The following is a 17,722-nucleotide window of genomic DNA, read 5'->3' as shown; positions in this document are numbered from 1 at the left end:
AGCGAAGTGGCTAAACGCGGCGGACTGTAAATCCGCTCCTTCGGGTTCGGCAGTTCGAATCTGCCCCCCTCCACCATTCTTGGGCTATAGCCAAGCGGTAAGGCAACGGACTTTGACTCCGTCATGCGCTGGTTCGAATCCAGCTAGCCCAGCCATTAGAGCCATTAGCTCAGTTGGTAGAGCATCTGACTTTTAATCAGAGGGTCAGAGGTTCGAATCCTCTATGGCTCACTTTCTAGACATCTTCAATCGAAGATGTCTTTTTTTTATTTGTTGGTATTTTTCACTTTTATTTCTTATTTAAGAATTTTTCTAAAATGTTATTTTGTCGTATGACAGTGTTAATAATGATTGGTATAATAATCAATATGGAAAAGTATTACCCGGAGGAGATGTTATGGATTTTTCCAATTTTTTTCAAAATCTGAGTACTATAAAAATTATTACTAGTTTACTCGATTTACTGATTGTTTGGTATGTGTTGTATCTTCTCATTACAGTTTTTAAAGGTACTAAAGCAATTCAATTATTAAAGGGAATAGTTGTCATTGTTATCGGCCAGCAAATCAGTAAAATTCTTAACTTAACAGCAACATCTAAATTGTTTGATATTGTAATTCAATGGGGTGTTTTAGCACTCATTGTGATATTTCAACCTGAAATAAGAAGAGCCTTAGAACAATTAGGTAGAGGAAGTTTTTTAAAACGATATACGAATACTTATAGTCGCGATGAAGAAAAGTTGATTCAATCTGTGTCTAAAGCTGTTCAATATATGGCTAAGCGACGCATTGGTGCGCTTATTGTTTTTGAAAAAGAGACAGGTTTGCAGGATTATATAGAAACTGGAATACCGATGAATTCAGATATATCTCAAGAGCTACTAACTAATGTATTTATCCCTAATACGCCATTACACGATGGTGCAATGATAATTCAAGGAAGTAAGATTGCCGTTGCTGCAAGTTATTTACCATTATCAGATAGTGTTAAAATATCAAAAAGTTTAGGAACTAGACATAGAGCGGCAGTTGGAATTTCAGAAGTTTCTGATGCTTTTACTGTTGTTGTATCAGAAGAAACTGGTGATATATCAGTCACTTTTGATGGAAAATTAAGAAGAGATATTTCAAAAGATGTTTTTGAAGAATTGCTTGCTGAACATTGGTTTGGTGCACACTTTCAAAAGAAAGGTGTGAATTCATAAATGCTTGAAAGTAAATGGGGATTAAGATTTGTCGCTCTCATATTAGCAGTTTTTTTCTTTTTATCAGTAAATAATGTGTTCGGAAATATTTTTAATACAGATGATTTATCTCAAAAATCATCCAAAACTATTCAAGATGTGCCCGTTGATGTTATCTATAATAGTAAAGACCTACATGTAACTAAAATTCCTGAAAACGTCGATGTTAATTTAACAGGACCACAATCAAAATTAATCAAAATTGAAAACCCTGAAGATTTGAAAGTAGTTGTTGATCTTTCTGGAAAAAAAGCAGGGAAATATCAAAAAAAATATCAAGTTAGAGGCATAGATAGTGGTATCAACTATCAAATTAAACCTGAAGTTGCACACATTAACCTTGAAAATAAAATAACACGAGTTATGCATGTGCAACCAGACATTAGTAGTAACAGTTTAGATCCAAAATATAAAATAAGTAAACAAAGTATTTCACCAGAAACTGTAAAAGTGACTGGTGGAGAGCAACAATTAAAAAATATAGCTTATTTAAAAGCAACCTTTAAAAATTCTAGTAAAGTGAACAAAGACACCAATGATGTTGCGGATGTTAGTGCATTTGATAAACAATTGAATAAATTAAATGTATCAATTAATCCAAATGAAGTTAATTTAAAAGTAACAGTTGAACCATTCAGTAAAATGGTTAAGGTACGTACAAAAACAACGGGTAAGCTTAATGAAAATAAAGAATTAGATAGTGTTAAACTGGAAGATAAAGAAGTAGAAATCTTTGGTAATAGAGATGAATTACAAAATATTAATGAAATTACTGCTGAAGTAGATATTGATGGAATTTCAGAATCTACAGAAAAAACAGTATCATTTAACTTACCTAAAGATGTGACTAAAGTGAATCCAAAGGAAACAAAAGCGTATATAAATGTTAAAAATTGATAGATACAAAAGGAGCGTTTAAAAATGGGAAAATATTTTGGTACTGATGGTGTTCGTGGTGTCGCTAACCAAGAACTCACACCTGAATTGGCTTTTAAACTAGGTAGATACGGAGGATATGTTCTCGCACATAATAAGGGTGAAAAGCATCCTCGAGTTTTAGTAGGAAGAGATACAAGAGTTTCAGGAGAAATGCTAGAATCTGCATTAATTGCTGGTTTAATTTCAATTGGCGCAGAAGTGATGCGCTTAGGTGTTATTTCAACACCGGGTGTGGCTTATTTGACTAAAGAAATGGAAGCAGCATTAGGTGTTATGATTTCTGCGTCACATAATCCGGTTGCTGATAATGGAATTAAATTTTTTGGTTCAGATGGCTTTAAATTGTCAGATGATCAAGAAAATGAAATTGAGCAATTATTAGATCAAACCAATCCTGATTTACCACGACCAGTAGGAGAGGATATTGTACATTATTCAGATTATTTTGAAGGTGCACAAAAGTATCTAAGTTATCTTAAATCAACTGTTGATGTTAATTTTGAGGGTCTTAAAATTGTATTAGATGGTGCAAACGGGTCAACTTCTTCTTTAGCCCCATTCTTGTTTGGCGATTTAGAAGCGGATACTGAGACAATTGGATGTAATCCAGATGGTTATAACATTAATGAACAATGTGGCTCTACTCATCCAGAAAAATTAGCTGAAGCTGTGTTAGAAACTGAAAGTGACTTTGGTTTAGCTTTTGATGGAGATGGCGATCGAATTATTGCGGTAGATGAAAATGGACAAATTGTAGATGGAGATCAAATTATGTTCATTATTGGTCAAGAGATGTATAAAAACCAAGAACTCAATGGAAATATGATAGTTTCGACAGTAATGAGTAACCTTGGTTTCTACAAAGCTCTAGAAAAAGAAGGTATTCAGTCAAACAAAACTAAAGTTGGAGATCGCTATGTTGTCGAGGAAATGAGAAGAGGAAATTATAATCTTGGTGGTGAACAATCCGGTCATATCGTATTAATGGATTACAATACTACTGGTGATGGATTATTAACGGGTGTTCAGTTGGCTTCCGTTATTAAAATGAGTGGTAAAACTCTAAGCGAGTTAGCTTCTCAAATGAAAAAGTACCCACAATCTTTAATTAATGTGAGAGTGACTGACAAATATCGTGTTGAAGAGAATATTCATGTTCAAGAGATAATGACGAAAGTTGAAACAGAGATGAATGGTGAAGGAAGAATTCTTGTTCGTCCTTCTGGAACTGAACCTTTAGTACGTGTAATGGTTGAGGCTGCAACTGACGCGGATGCTGAAAGATATGCTCAAAGTATCGCTGACGTTGTTGAAGACAAAATGGGCTTAGATAAATAATACTTTCATGTTTAAATTCATATATAAAACAGATTTATGATGTTACAGACATAAATCTGTTTTTTTTAACAGAATTTTATCTTTTAAAAAGATTTGAAAAATATATTTTTTTATTTTGAGAATAATTCATCGATGTATCTATTCAGAACTATTACTATTTGTGAAAAATACTGTTAAATCGTTTGCAAATTAATTCGTTGACAGTGTACAATGAATATTAATGGAAAGGAGGAGAGTCTAGGTTATTAATAATTAAAGCGCCTGTGCAAAATACCTAAATAGTTATCAAATATTAAAAGTTAAAATAGTAGAACTTTTATAGATAACGATTTGGATTTTGTAGACGAGGAGGATAGTGATCGAATCAGATCGGCGGATGCTATCCCGGATGTGGCACATTCGTTAGCTTATTAAGTAAATCATTAAGGTGACTTAGTGGACAAAGTTAATAAGATCGCCAAACTAAATAAATTATTTTGGGAAACTACGGATAGCGTGTATAAAATTCATATAATAGCACGCTTATTTCATGATGTATTCGTTGATAATGATTATGATAGGGGATTATCAAATTTAAGCAGTGATAATTAATCATAATAGCCGTGTTATCCCATTTGTTGGAGGATATTATATGTGTGGAATTGTTGGTTATATTGGCTACGATAATGCCAAAGAATTACTATTAAAAGGGTTAGAAAAATTAGAATATCGTGGTTATGACTCAGCAGGTATTGCTGTAGTTAATGATGATGGTACAAAACTTTTTAAAGAAAAAGGAAGAATTGCTGAATTACGTAAAGTTGCAGATAATAGTGATGAGGATGGTACGTTAGGAATTGGTCATACACGTTGGGCGACACATGGTGTTCCAAATTATGAAAATTCACATCCACACCAGTCAACATCTGGACGTTTTACATTAGTTCATAATGGTGTAATTGAAAATTATGAAGAATTAAAAGCTGAATATTTATCTGATGTCACTTTTTCATCAGAAACTGATACGGAAGTTATTGTACAATTAGTAGATTATTTTTCTAGACAAGGATTAGCTACAGAAGATGCATTTACAAAAGTAGTTAAATTATTACATGGGTCATATGCTTTAGGATTATTAGATGATAATGATAAAGATACTATTTATGTGGCTAAAAACAAGTCTCCGCTTTTAGTAGGTGTAGGTGAAGGTTTCAATGTTATTGCTTCTGATGCTCTAGCAATGTTACAAACTACAAACCAATACAAAGAGATACATGACCATGAAATAGTTATTGTTAAGCGAGACACAGTAGAAATTAAAGATCTTGAGGGGCACATTCAACAACGTGATACGTATACGGCAGAAATAGATGCTGCTGATGCAGAAAAAGGCGTATATGATCATTACATGTTAAAAGAAATTCATGAACAGCCTGCAGTGATGCGTCGCATTATTCAAGAATATCAAGATGAAAAAGGTAATTTAAAAATCGATTCAGAGATTATTAATGATGTAGCAGATGCTGATCGTATTTACATCGTTGCAGCTGGTACTAGTTATCATGCTGGATTGGTTGGTAAAGAATTTATTGAAAAATGGGCAGGTGTACCTACTGAGGTTCATGTAGCTTCTGAATTTGTATATAATATGCCACTTCTTTCTGAAAAACCACTATTTATTTATATTTCACAATCTGGTGAAACAGCTGATAGTCGTGCTGTATTAGTTGAAACAAATAAGTTAGGTCACAAATCATTAACAATTACTAATGTTGCTGGTTCAACATTATCACGTGAAGCGGATCATACATTACTTTTACATGCTGGACCTGAGATTGCAGTCGCATCTACAAAAGCATATACAGCGCAAATTGCTGTTTTATCTATCTTATCTCAAATTGTTGCTAAAAATCATGGTCGTGAAACCGATGTTGATTTATTAAGAGAACTAGCTAAGGTTACTACAGCTATTGAAACAATTGTTGACGATGCACCTAAGATGGAGCAAATTGCAACGGATTTCTTAAAAACTACTCGTAATGCATTCTTTATTGGACGAACAATTGATTATAATGTTAGTTTAGAAGGTGCATTAAAATTAAAAGAAATTTCTTATATTCAAGCTGAAGGATTTGCAGGTGGGGAATTAAAGCACGGAACAATCGCTTTGATTGAAGATGGCACACCTGTTATAGGTTTAGCTACACAAGAAAACGTTAATCTATCAATTCGTGGAAATATGAAAGAAGTAGTAGCACGTGGTGCATATCCTTGTATGATTTCAATGGAAGGTTTGAATAAAGAAGGAGACACATACGTGATTCCACAAGTACATGAATTATTAACTCCTTTAGTATCTGTAGTGACAATGCAATTAATCTCATATTATGCTGCGTTACAACGAGATTTAGATGTTGACAAACCTCGTAACTTAGCCAAATCGGTTACAGTAGAGTAAAATGTTTATAATTTAGAGTAGCCTAAATGGCTACTCTTTATTTTTGAATTAATTTTAGATTTATCCTTCAATTAATTTTAACGAAGCGGTTTAATGCCGTTGTTAAATGACTTTAATGAGTACCCTAAATTAACTAGTATTGGATAAACCTACAACTGGAATGGATTTTATATAAAGAGACAACTATTTAAAACATTTGGTAAGCATATTTTAAATGATTCACAACTTTCTGTCATACTTGTAACACATATAATAGAAGAAATGCCGTTATTTTTGAAAAAGATTTACTTAAAGACTTTTAAATATTTAACAAGGTTAATATTTAAGATGTTATGAGATCTTTATCGGATGACAATTTTTTTGATAGGGATGTCATTGTAAATAAGAGAAGACAACGTTATAGTATGTTCAAAGTGTAATCAAAGCCGTTGCACTTTAGTATGATAAGTGACACAATTTAAGTGTATAAGTTAGAGTCTTGAATGGAGGATAATATGAAAAATATAAAAGCAATTTTTTTAGATATGGATGGAACGATTTTACATGAAAATAATAAAGCCTCGGAATATACTAAACAAGTGATTAATGAATTGAGAGAGCAAAATTATAAAGTTTTCCTTGCTACTGGGAGATCTTATTCAGAAATCAGTCAGCTTGTTCCTGATGGATTCACTGTAGATGGTATTATCAGTTCGAATGGAACTTCAGGTGAAATTCATGGAGATAATTTGTTTAGACATAGTTTAACTTTAGAACGAGTACAGAAAATTGTGGAATTGGCTAAAAAACAACATATTTATTATGAAGTTTTTCCTTTTGAAAGTAATCGTATATCTCTTAAAGAAGATGAAGATTGGATGAAAGAAATGATTTCCACTATAGAGCCACCTGACGCTGTAAGTCAAAGTGAGTGGTCATCGCGAAGAGAGGCAATTAAAGGAAAAATAGATTGGCGAGATACCTTACCTGATGCACACTTTTCTAAAATATATTTATTTAGTCCCAACTTAGATAAAATAACTGATTTTCGCAACCAGCTTGTTGAAAACCAATCAAATTTAGGTATTACCGTATCTAATTCTTCGCGTTATAATGCTGAAACGATGCCATATCATACAGATAAGGGTACAGGTATCAAGGAAATGATTGATCACTATGGTATTAAGCAAGAAGAAACTTTAGTTATTGGTGATAGTGATAATGATAGAGCTATGTTTAATTTTGGCCATCACACTGTTGCAATGAAAAATGCAAGACAAGAAATTAAAAATCTTACAGATGATATTACCGAATACACGAACGAAGAAGATGGTGCAGCACATTACTTAAAAAGTCATTTATTAGATAACTAGTTTTCAGGTCAGTATCTTGTTGTTAAACGGTCGATCACGATAGTTTATATCAGTAAACATAGGCAAATGGACACTTTCATGATTAAATATGAGAGTGTCCATTTGCCTATTTAAATTATATATTTATCAACTGGTTCATTATGCTTATTTAAATTATATATTTATCAACTGGTTCATTATGCTTATTTAAATTATATGCATGAGCATTAATAAAATATTTAAAGAGGATTTTCACAAAAATGCAATTACAATATAAAAAGCCCAACATGAAAGACTAATAAAATTTCATGTTGGGCAAAATACTTTAAATTTAAATTAATAAAGTAATCTAAGGACAATCAACTATTTCTTATCAAATAGATTTTTAGATTGTTCTGTAACATTTTCTTTATTTTCATTTACTTTTTCTTTGATGGAATCATATATGTTATTTTCTTGACTATCAGTTTTGTCTTGTTGTATATGTGTTTGTTGATCTTTCATTTTATCTGCTTCTGTATCTTTGGAGTTGGAAGCATTTAATTTAGTATCTACTTTGTCGTTTACATTACCTTTGTTAATATCTTTATTTTTATGACGTCTTTTGCTTTTGACTGGTTTGTCACCACGTCTAACGAAATAATTAATAATTCCAAAAATCAAAATGTAATAAAGACATAGGCGTAATACTATAGATACGATTCTAGCTATTATAATAATAGTTTGAGCCACCGTTTGAGACATACTGCTTGTTAAGTATTGTACACCGAATAATAGCGGTTTGTTAATAATACTTGCAAGTAAACTAATAAGTAATACGCCAATGAAAAATTTAAACCAAGTTTTCTTACCGTTTTTAATACCTTTAAATCCTTCTTTTAAATTACTCATTACTTTACGAGATGAATCTTCTGTATAAGCGGTAGTATAATTAATAATGAATATAATTACAAACCAATAGAAAATTGATGAGATGAAACCTGTTATGAGTAACAACACAATTTGTATTGTAATTAAAATTCCCATTGGATTGTCGTAGCCGCTTATTGATTGTTGTAAGCCGATTAATATTGGGCTAAGAGCTAAACTATATAATTTATTTAATAGCACTAGAATAAGTACGATTACAATGAATAAAACTAAAGTTATTAAAGCTAAAATTACTGATTTAGCATATTTGCCTTTTTTAAAAGCAAAAAATAAATCACTAAAAAGAACTTTCTCTTTATTAATAGCTTTTTGAATTGCATATACTGTACCAGTTATCAATGGGTAACCTACAAAAATAAATAATAAAGCTAAAATGAGTAAAATAAAAATAATAGATATTATAGGTTTTGTAGTAGATTCACCGAGTTGAGCTAACATTGGTAACCTTTGAGCTCTTAATATAACTAATGAGAATGCAATATTAGAAGTAATATAGCAAATGACAAAAGTTATTAATGAGAGTAGTATTAACTTTAGATTATGTGGTTTTGCTTTTTGAAATCCGGATTTATAATAATTAAACAAATTTTAAGCACTCCTTTTTTTTCATATAAATACAATATCAAAATTCTAATAAATTTTAAATTAATATCTAACATAATAGAGCACAAAATGTTAGAATATGCTAATAAGATAACATTGAAGGGAGATAATATCATGAAATTTGCTGTTATCACTGATATTCATGGAAACTTTGATGCGCTTCAAACTGTTTTAGATGATATTGATAGTAGAGATGATATCGAAAAAATTTATAACCTAGGTGATAACATAGGGATTGGACATGAGACAAATAAAGTACTGGATACTATATTTGACCGGGATGATATGGAAATGATTGCAGGTAATCATGATGAAGCTATTATGTCACTCGTCAATGGAACACCTTATCCTGAAGATTTAAAAGGGAAATTTTATGAGCATCATCAATGGATAGAAGGACATTTAGATGAGTCCTATTACGATGAAATTAATCAATTGCCTAGATATATTGAAATGACCATAAAAGGGAAAAAGATTTTATTTATTCATTATGAAATTGAAAATGATAAAATGTCAGCTCCTATTGATGAACAACCTTTTGCACCTATTACAAAAGATGACGAACAAGCTATTTCTGAATTATTTAAAGACAAAGAAGCCGATTTAATTTTATTTGGACATAACCATAGGTTGCATATGTTTGATGATAAATCAACAGTATATTTTAATCCTGGATCAGTAGGTTTGAACAATGGTTCAAACACCGTATATGGTATTATTACCGTTAATGAAAAAGGAATTTCAGTAGAGAGAGTGAAATTAGCGTACAATAATGAAGAATTTTTAGCAGGATTTGAAGAAAAGCAAGTACCAGCTAGAGAATTTATATTTAAGAATTTCATTTAAAGTAAGATGTTTATATGTGAAAAAGTAAATATTGAGATAGATTCATCTGAAATTTATAAAACCTATTGAAAATTTTTAGAGCGTGGGAACATAACTGATGTCCCACGCTCTTAATATATAGAATGATTGAAATGGGGTTCTACTCACAAAAACTCTCTTTTAAATTAAGATAAGATTTTTAGGTTGAGTCTTTGAATGAAATAGAACCTTCAATCTACATCTTTATTTATATTTAAAAAGTATCGATAGAAATAAACTCACTAATGAGAGTGTTCATGTATACCTGAGCACAATGTTGATTCATCGTGTTTGTGTTCTGGTGTTTCAAGTTGTATTGTCATATGCTGAATATTTAATTGCAATAGGTCACTTTCGATTGACTTTAACATTGTTTCACACGTTTGAACTGATAAATATTCTGGTACAACTGCATGACAACTTAATGCATTCATATCATTTGAAATGGTCCATACATGACAATCATGTACATTTTGAATTCTTTCATCTTTACTAATTGCTTTAATTACAGCATTTAAATCTATATCATTAGGCGTTCCTTCCATCAATATGTTAAGGGATGATTTAGAAATGCCGTAAGCACTTTTTAAAATAATTAACGAAACTAAAATACTAGCTATAGGATCCGCTATTGTAAAATTAAAGCCCCAAATTAAAAGAGAAGCAACGATTGCGCCAACAGAGCCGAACAAGTCTCCAAGTACATGTAAAAATGCGCCTCTCATATTAAGGTTGTGAGAGGTATCTCCTCCTTTAAACATAAGTATCGCTACAATGATATTTACCATAAGACCAATCACACTAATGATGAACATTTCCTTCGATTGAACCTCAGGAGGTTCTAAAAATCTTCGTATCGCTTCGATTATTATAATAATACTGATGATAAATAGGGTAACTCCATTGAAAAGTGCTGCTAAAATCTCAAAACGCTTGTAACCATATGTTTTACTTTTTGTAGCATGCTTTTCAGCATATATAAAAGCTATAAGAGCTACTCCTAAGGATATAGCGTCACTTAGCATGTGAAAACCATCAGACAATAATGCTAGACTATTTGCTAAAAACCCACCTATAATTTCTACAAGCATGAAGAGACTAATGATAATGAAAGAAAACATGAGTACCTTTTTATTATCTGTATGAACGTGTCCGTGTGCATGAGAATGATGATGTTGATGATTATGATTTGTCATTAGAAATTCCACCTTCACTAGGATGTTTGGCGTGGTGAATGGCTTGTTTAAGTAAAGTTGAAACGTGTATATCATCTATAGAATAAATCATTGATTGCCCTTGTCTTTTAGATTTAACAAGATGAGTGCTTTTAAGTAGTTTCAATTGATGTGATACATTTGATTGAGTCATATTTAAAGAATGTGAAATATGTCCAACACTTGCTTCACCGTTTTCAAGAAACTCCATTATTCTCACACGATTAAAATCACTTAAAGCTTTGAAAATATGAGTGACTTTAATCAATGTATCCTGATTGCTTTCAACGTTAATATGATATCCACTCATTGAAAATTCACACTCCAACATATGAATATTTGTTCATATATTAATATAATGAGAAGATTGAAATATGTCAATAATACACTAACGTTTAATATTCTCTTGAAGTGGTAAATACTAAGTACGATTTTTTGAAGGAGGACGTTTGAAATGAGTATTTTAGTTATTGGAGCAAATGGAGGCGTAGGTTCTAAACTAGTAAGTCAATTAAATGAAGAACACGTTGATTTTACAGCTGGTGTACGTAAGGAAGATCAAGTTAAAGAATTAGAAAATAAAGGGATTAAAGCTACATTAATAGATGTAGAAAAAAATAGTATTAATGATTTAAAAAATATCTTTACAGATTATGATAAAGTTATCTTTTCAGTTGGATCTGGTGGAAGCACTGGAGCGGATAAAACAATCATTGTTGATTTAGATGGTGCTGTAAAAACAATTAAAGCTAGTAAAGAAGCGGGTATCAAACATTATGTTATGGTATCAACATACGATTCTAGACGTGAAGCATTCGATGCGAGTGGAGATTTAAAACCGTATACAATTGCAAAGCATTATGCTGATGATTACTTAAGAACATCAGATCTTAATTATACAATTGTACATCCAGGTTCACTTACAGATGATGCTGGAACTGGAAAAATAGAAGCTGATTTATATTTCGACAAAGCAGGATCAATTCCACGTGAAGATGTTGCTACAGTTTTAAAAGAAGTAGTAACTTCTGATGGTTTTAATAATCAAGAATTCCAAATTTTAAGTGGCAATCATGGTGTTAAAGATGCATTGAAAAACTATGAATCTTAAAATTTAAAATTAAGTACGTATTAAAAATTATTTGTCTTTTATAATACAACTTGATACAAAGTTCGTTCCTATTATCGTTAGAATTGTTGTAATTTGTTTTTAAATACTTCAATTTCTAATCAGTATTTGAGGGGGCAAGATAAGGAAATCAAAAGTCTTATCTTGTTCCCTTTTTATATTCAAAGTTAAATATTTTAATGAGTATAATTATACTAAATTTTCTACTTTTAAATGAACTTGAAAAGAGTGTAATGCTTGATTCTATTGAATCCAATTTAAAGCATTGTTATTTTAAAGGGTCATTTTCAGAAAATAATGGTATAGTAATCAATAAAACGCTTTATTAGATTAGTAAAAATGATGCTATTCAATTTATTAGGCAGTTGATATAATATGTAAGAATCCTACGTCAAATGGACACAGGATAGAAAGTTTATAAAATGATAGTATATTCATATAGTAGTTTGTGAAATAATCATATATGCTACACTCAATACGAGTGAGAAAGATAGTTAGCTTCAAATACATATCTTAAAAGAAGGGCTATGTTGTATCAAAAGTAGTTTTATTATTTAACATTGTGTGATATTCAAGCATAGATAATGATTTAAGTTTAAGCTTTTAATAATGGAGGTGTGAACATGCCGTTATTTTTAAAACCCATTTTTCTGGATAAAGTATGGGGCAGTGATAATCTTCGTCAATTTGGGTATCAACTACCTAATAATCACATAGGTGAATGTTGGGGAATTTCAGCACATCCACACGGAAAAAGTGTGATTGAAAATGGTATATTTGCTGGTCAAACATTGGATCAAGTATGGAACAATCATAGAGAAATATTTGGAGATTTTCCAAGTAAAGATTTTCCATTAATGGCTAAAATTGTAGATGCTGCTGCGCCATTGTCTATTCATGTACATCCCGACGATTCTTATGCATATGAACACGAAGAAGGTCAATATGGAAAATCTGAATGTTGGTACATCATTGAAGCTGATGAAGGTGCAAAGATTACTATAGGTACGTATGCGAAATCTCGTGATGAATTTGAAGAGCAATTGGAGCAAGGTACATTTGAAAATTATTTGAGAACAATACAAGTGCAACCAGGTGATTTTTACTTTATACCAGCTGGAACGATACATTCTATAGGTGCAGGCATTATGGCGTATGAAGTCATGCAATCATCAGATATTTCATACAGAATTTATGATTATCATAGAAAAACTGATAATAGCGAGGAACGTGAATTAAATATAGATAAGGCATTAGATGTTATTAATTATTCAAATGAACTACCTAATATCACTCCTCAAAATGAAGTGATAGAAAATCACAATTGTACACATATTGTATCTAGTGATTTTTTTACTATGGTTAAGTGGGATATTTCTGGTACTCTAAATTATATGAAGCCTAGAGAATTTTGTCTTGTTTCTGTTTTAGATGGACAAGGTAAACTTATTGTAGATGGTGATATATATGAAATATCTAAAGGTTCAAACTTTGTGTTAACTTCCGAAGATTTAGATAGTGTTTTCGAAGGAGATTTTAAACTAATCATTAGTTACATTTAATATATATTAAAAATATACCAATTTAAGTATAGGTGATATAAGGAGAGAGGCTTTGTGAAGCAATTTTTATATATTTCTCTAGTTTGTGGCATTATTTCCGGAGCAGGGATATTTTTACAATTACCACATTATCCATCTATGATGATTCCAAGATTTGTGGCGATTCTTGGAATAATTAGCGCTGCAATCACAATAAGAGATAAGGAAATAAGTGGTATGCTTAAACTTGGTGGGATAATGATTAATATAATGCCGTTACTTGGGAGTGTCATTGCTAAATAAAAGATGATGATATGCAAGTGTCTAACGATGATACTTGCATTTTTAATTTTTAAAATCAACTTTTAATGATAAGTGTTGTTTAGAATAGTGGATGATATTATGATAAAATAAATGAAAATATTTAATAATAATGATGATCACATTAAAGTGATTACTGATGAAACCTATGGTTGTTTAAAGTGAATGATATGAAAATAGAACATAAATTAATTTTAAGATAAGGAGCATTATAATGACTGAGGAAATTAACTATTTTTGGCTTAATTGTGGTTACAATAGATGGAATCATAATGAACCATTAGTGGGACAGACAGCGTTATTTGAATCTGGCGCACATTTTAATCCTACACAAGGATATAGAGCATTTAAAAAAGCTAAAGCTGGAGATCAAGTGATTTTCTATCAAGTACAAACAGATTCTGGACTTTTAGGTATAGGTGAAATTATAAGTGTGCAATCCGGTGCTCAAAATAAAATAAGAGTAGAATTTAAATTTAAAGAAACGCTAAAACCACTTACAACGGATTATCTTAAAAGAAGTGAAACACTCGATTTTCGTATGAGTAACATGAGGGAAACACTTTTCAACCAAATCAGAGAGTCAGAATTTGAGTTAATAGTTAGTTTAGGTAAAGGAAAATCGAAAATTCCTCGATATTTTTTATTAGCAGAAACAGAAGCGTTTGAACCTGGTAAAAACTATACTATATTTACTCATACATTTAATGGAATCAAAAGGAATGGTTATCATTTTTACACTCAACTAGAGGTGGGTGATAACATTATTATATATAATAAATATCAAAACCAATCGGTTATCGGTATTGGCGAAGTATCAAAGCATATACATGAGAAACCACCTATACCAGGTCGAACGAATAGTACAGCTATTGAAATTTTTTATGAGAAAGATATCAAGCCCATTTCATTAGGTCATTTAAATAAACATCCTAAATTGAAGAATCTGTACTTTTTACAAGAAAATGCGAAACAGTCAATAGCAAGTATGTCACAAGCTCAATACGATGCCATTTTGGACATGAGTATGAATAATGGTATTAAACATCCTTTTGAAACAGTAAAAAAAGCAGAACTATCAACTCAAAATGCTGAAGATGATAGTTTAAAACCTTTTGTATTATTAGTTGTTGAACAAAAAGGAGAAGGCTTAAAGGCAGCTGAAGAATTACTCCAAAAAACAAATGCAAACCCTGTGATTACTAGCGGACATCCAGATTTTACTGAAGATATGCTTTATGGTAAATATTTACCTAATGAGTCAGGAGCGCTATATTATCGTGAAGGATTCATCACACATCTAATGCCTAAGAAAGATAAAAGTTATTTAGTCATTGATAACTTCAATCGCATCGATGTAGATATTTTCCAAACATATATTAATGTACTTGAAGGCTATGAAGTGACATTACCGAGATATAATAAAGATGGAAGCATGATTAAGTGGTCAAAAAATAAAGATTCTTTTTATCATTTTAATCCTAATTGGCATATTGTTGGTATTACATATGACTCTATAGAAAAAATTAAGCAAAAATATTCGTCACAGTTTTTAAAATATACGCGTATCGTCAAAGTGAATCATGACTAATCGTGTTATCAGTCGTATGAAGAACACATAACTGATTCATTTTATAGAGTAGGTTATAACTATATATTTCCTAGTGATTTAAACCTTGTTAAGTTAGAATGATGTTAACTTAATAAGGTTTATTTATTATACCTAAATGGGAATATAAATAATTAAGCAATGAAAAAGGAGTGTATACACATGCCAATAATTTATTATGATGGAAATTGTGTTTATTGTTATAACTATGCAATTTGGTTAATTCAAAACGGACTTTCACATAAATATGAGTTTGCAACAATTAAAGGTCAAATAGGTAAACAATTTTTTGAAAATTATCCTGATGCTCAAAATAAGAATAGTGTTATTCTTCAAAAAGGAAATCATTTAGAATTTGAATCACAGGCTGTTGCAACATTGATATCGTCACTACCTAATCACTCTAAATTTCTTGGAATAGGATTAAGATTAATTCCTAAACCACTAAGAGATTTAGGATATCGATTATTTGCAAATAATCGAGATAAAATGTGGAAAACACATTGGCACAAGCCAACTGATTATGAAAAATCATTTTTTCTTGATGATAATGAAAAAATCAAACTAACCTAATTGATAAAATATAATTTAATTGATAATAAAAGAAGATGAACAAGCTCAAAATTAAGATCATTTAGGCAGATGTTTTGAGAAATTAAAGTATTATTTATTTTGTCTCTTAGTGTTATTTTACTTTACAAATTAGAATTATTATAATATAATAACCATTGTAAAAAAGAGGTTCGAAGGAGTGTTTGATATGAGTCAACAACAAGATGTAGTCAAAGAATTAAATCAACAAGTCGCAAACTGGACGGTAGCTTATACAAAGTTGCATAATTTCCATTGGTACGTTAAAGGTCCTAATTTCTTTTCTTTACACACAAAATTCGAAGAATTATACAATGAAGCTAGTCAATATGTTGATGATTTAGCAGAAAGAATTTTGGCAATAGGTGGTAATCCAATTGGAACACTTTCCGAGTGTTTAGATAAATCAATAGTAAATGAAGCAGGAAAACATTATTCAGCTGAAGAAATGGTAGAAGAATTGTCTAAAGATTTTTCTAAAATCTCTAAACAATTAGAACAAGCAATTGAAGTGGCGGGAAGTGCTAGTGATGACGTTTCAGAAGATATGTTTATCGGCATGCAAACTTCAGTTGATAAGCATAATTGGATGTTACAATCTTATTTAGGTCATTAATTTTTAATAACTTACATTTTAATTTTAAATTGACGATCTCAAATATTTTAAGTGTAGCTAGCTATTAGAAAAGAGTGGGACGACAAACGCATTTAGTGTTTGTCATCCCACTCTATTTTTATATTTTCTATTCAGCTATTTCGAGCGCTATTTCCATCATTTGAGTAAATGATGTTTGTCTCTCTTCTGCACTAGTGGCTTCATCTCTTAGAATATGATCACTTACTGTAAAAATACCTAAAGCCTTTTTATTTGCATGGATGGCATTTAAATATAGACCTGCAGATTCCATTTCGATACCTAAGATACCCATCTTTTTCCATGAATCATTAAAAGTTGAATCAGCATTATAAAATGTATCAGATGACAAAACGTTACCTACATGTGATATGGCACCAATTTCATCAGCAGCTTTCTTAGCTTTAGCTACTAGATTAAAATCAGCAATAGGCGCAAAGTGACCCGGTATATTAAATTGATCAACATAATTTGAGTTTGTGGAAGCGGCTTGTGCAATAATCACATCATATAAATTGACATCTTCTTGAAGAGCGCCACATGAACCTACGCGAATGATTGTATCCACATCAAAGAAATGGTAAAGTTCATAAGAATAAATACCAATACTTGGAATTCCCATCCCAGAGCCCATCACAGAAACTTCTTTGCCTTTATAAGTTCCTGTGTAACCAAACATATTACGTACTGTATTGAATTGTTCAACATTTTCTAAAAAATTTTCAGCAATATATTGAGCACGTAATGGATCGCCTGGCATTAATACAGTTTTAGCTATTTTAACTCCATTTGGGTTAATGTGAGGTGTACTTTCTGTCATAATATATCTTCTCCTTAATAGTCAGTTCGCAATATCATTATAACCGTTATATTACCATTTTAAGATAACATTTGTTTATCTTTTTTGCGAATTTTTGTACTATATAATTGAAGGTAAATATGTTTTGTTTTTTAACGATATATTAAAGTTATATGAAGATTTATTATTTGGAGAT

Annotated in this window: 16 protein-coding genes and 2 tRNA genes; 14 read left to right on the top strand and 4 right to left on the bottom strand. The window is 30.9% G+C overall.

Annotated elements, in window-relative coordinates:
* Positions 1-80 precede the first annotated feature (80 nt).
* The 7 genes from AC1Q7N_RS08935 (at position 81) to AC1Q7N_RS08905 (ending at position 7,312) form a co-directional block, all read left to right on the top strand.
* Positions 81-155: transfer RNA gene (locus AC1Q7N_RS08935), tRNA-Gln, on the top strand.
* Positions 156-158: 3 nt separating this feature from the next.
* A tRNA-Lys gene (locus AC1Q7N_RS08930) sits at positions 159-231 on the top strand.
* A 166-nt stretch (positions 232-397) separates the two neighbouring features.
* Positions 398-1,207, top strand: a complete 810-nt coding sequence (cdaA, locus tag AC1Q7N_RS08925; RefSeq protein ID WP_001829928.1) for a diadenylate cyclase CdaA — start codon at positions 398-400, stop codon at positions 1,205-1,207.
* Positions 1,208-2,143, top strand: coding sequence for a CdaR family protein (locus AC1Q7N_RS08920; protein WP_001829925.1), 936 nt, complete (start codon positions 1,208-1,210; stop codon positions 2,141-2,143).
* A 24-nt stretch (positions 2,144-2,167) separates the two neighbouring features.
* Positions 2,168-3,523, top strand: coding sequence for a phosphoglucosamine mutase (gene glmM / locus AC1Q7N_RS08915; RefSeq protein ID WP_002457133.1), 1,356 nt, complete (start codon positions 2,168-2,170; stop codon positions 3,521-3,523).
* Positions 3,524-4,154: 631 nt separating this feature from the next.
* Positions 4,155-5,960, top strand: a complete 1,806-nt coding sequence (gene glmS / locus AC1Q7N_RS08910) for a glutamine--fructose-6-phosphate transaminase (isomerizing) (protein ID WP_001829889.1) — start codon at positions 4,155-4,157, stop codon at positions 5,958-5,960.
* Between the two features lie 494 nt (positions 5,961-6,454).
* Positions 6,455-7,312 (top strand): HAD family hydrolase, encoded by an 858-nt coding sequence (locus AC1Q7N_RS08905; protein ID WP_001829896.1) that lies wholly within the window; start codon positions 6,455-6,457, stop codon positions 7,310-7,312.
* A 342-nt stretch (positions 7,313-7,654) separates the two neighbouring features.
* On the opposite strand, the gene AC1Q7N_RS08900 is transcribed toward AC1Q7N_RS08905, so the two are convergent.
* A complete protein-coding gene (locus AC1Q7N_RS08900; protein ID WP_001829926.1) occupies positions 7,655-8,806 on the bottom strand; it encodes a lytic transglycosylase in 1,152 nt (383 codons plus the stop codon).
* Positions 8,807-8,938: 132 nt separating this feature from the next.
* Between AC1Q7N_RS08900 and AC1Q7N_RS08895 the strand changes: the two genes are divergently transcribed.
* Positions 8,939-9,670 carry a metallophosphoesterase family protein gene (locus AC1Q7N_RS08895; RefSeq protein ID WP_001829921.1) on the top strand — a complete coding sequence of 244 codons (732 nt, stop codon included), beginning with the start codon at positions 8,939-8,941 and terminating at the stop codon, positions 9,668-9,670.
* Between the two features lie 260 nt (positions 9,671-9,930).
* Here AC1Q7N_RS08895 and czrB read toward each other — a convergent pair whose 3' ends face one another.
* Positions 9,931-10,884, bottom strand: coding sequence for a CDF family zinc efflux transporter CzrB (czrB, locus tag AC1Q7N_RS08890; protein ID WP_001829912.1), 954 nt, complete (start codon positions 10,882-10,884; stop codon positions 9,931-9,933).
* Positions 10,871-11,212 carry a Zn(II)-responsive metalloregulatory transcriptional repressor CzrA gene (gene czrA, locus AC1Q7N_RS08885; RefSeq protein WP_001829898.1) on the bottom strand — a complete coding sequence of 114 codons (342 nt, stop codon included), beginning with the start codon at positions 11,210-11,212 and terminating at the stop codon, positions 10,871-10,873. Before czrA ends, czrB begins: the two co-directional genes overlap by 14 nt.
* A gap of 144 nt (positions 11,213-11,356) precedes the next feature.
* Between czrA and AC1Q7N_RS08880 the strand changes: the two genes are divergently transcribed.
* The 6 genes from AC1Q7N_RS08880 (at position 11,357) to AC1Q7N_RS08855 (ending at position 16,709) form a co-directional block, all read left to right on the top strand.
* Positions 11,357-12,013 (top strand): SDR family oxidoreductase, encoded by a 657-nt coding sequence (locus AC1Q7N_RS08880; protein ID WP_002485259.1) that lies wholly within the window; start codon positions 11,357-11,359, stop codon positions 12,011-12,013.
* 641 nt (positions 12,014-12,654) lie between these two features.
* Positions 12,655-13,593 (top strand): type I phosphomannose isomerase catalytic subunit, encoded by a 939-nt coding sequence (locus AC1Q7N_RS08875; protein ID WP_002468316.1) that lies wholly within the window; start codon positions 12,655-12,657, stop codon positions 13,591-13,593.
* A 54-nt stretch (positions 13,594-13,647) separates the two neighbouring features.
* The gene (locus tag AC1Q7N_RS08870) at positions 13,648-13,875 is read left to right on the top strand and encodes a hypothetical protein (RefSeq protein WP_002458728.1); all 228 of its coding nucleotides are present in this window, start codon (positions 13,648-13,650) and stop codon (positions 13,873-13,875) included.
* A gap of 232 nt (positions 13,876-14,107) precedes the next feature.
* Positions 14,108-15,484: an EVE domain-containing protein gene (locus AC1Q7N_RS08865; RefSeq protein WP_002470683.1), complete on the top strand. Its 1,377-nt coding sequence runs from the start codon at positions 14,108-14,110 to the stop codon at positions 15,482-15,484.
* 180 nt (positions 15,485-15,664) lie between these two features.
* A complete protein-coding gene (locus AC1Q7N_RS08860) occupies positions 15,665-16,075 on the top strand; it encodes a thiol-disulfide oxidoreductase DCC family protein (protein ID WP_001829885.1) in 411 nt (136 codons plus the stop codon).
* Positions 16,076-16,262: 187 nt separating this feature from the next.
* Positions 16,263-16,709, top strand: a complete 447-nt coding sequence (locus tag AC1Q7N_RS08855; protein WP_001829900.1) for a Dps family protein — start codon at positions 16,263-16,265, stop codon at positions 16,707-16,709.
* Positions 16,710-16,836: 127 nt separating this feature from the next.
* Here the strand turns inward: AC1Q7N_RS08855 and deoD are convergent, their stop codons facing one another.
* Complete coding sequence (gene deoD, locus AC1Q7N_RS08850) at positions 16,837-17,547, bottom strand: purine-nucleoside phosphorylase (RefSeq protein WP_001829961.1); 711 nt, start codon at positions 17,545-17,547, stop codon at positions 16,837-16,839.
* Positions 17,548-17,722 lie beyond the last annotated feature (175 nt).

The sequence above is a fragment of the Staphylococcus sp. GW823-FHT05F06 genome, from assembly GCF_058795495.1.
This window is presented reverse-complemented; position numbering and strand designations above follow the sequence as displayed.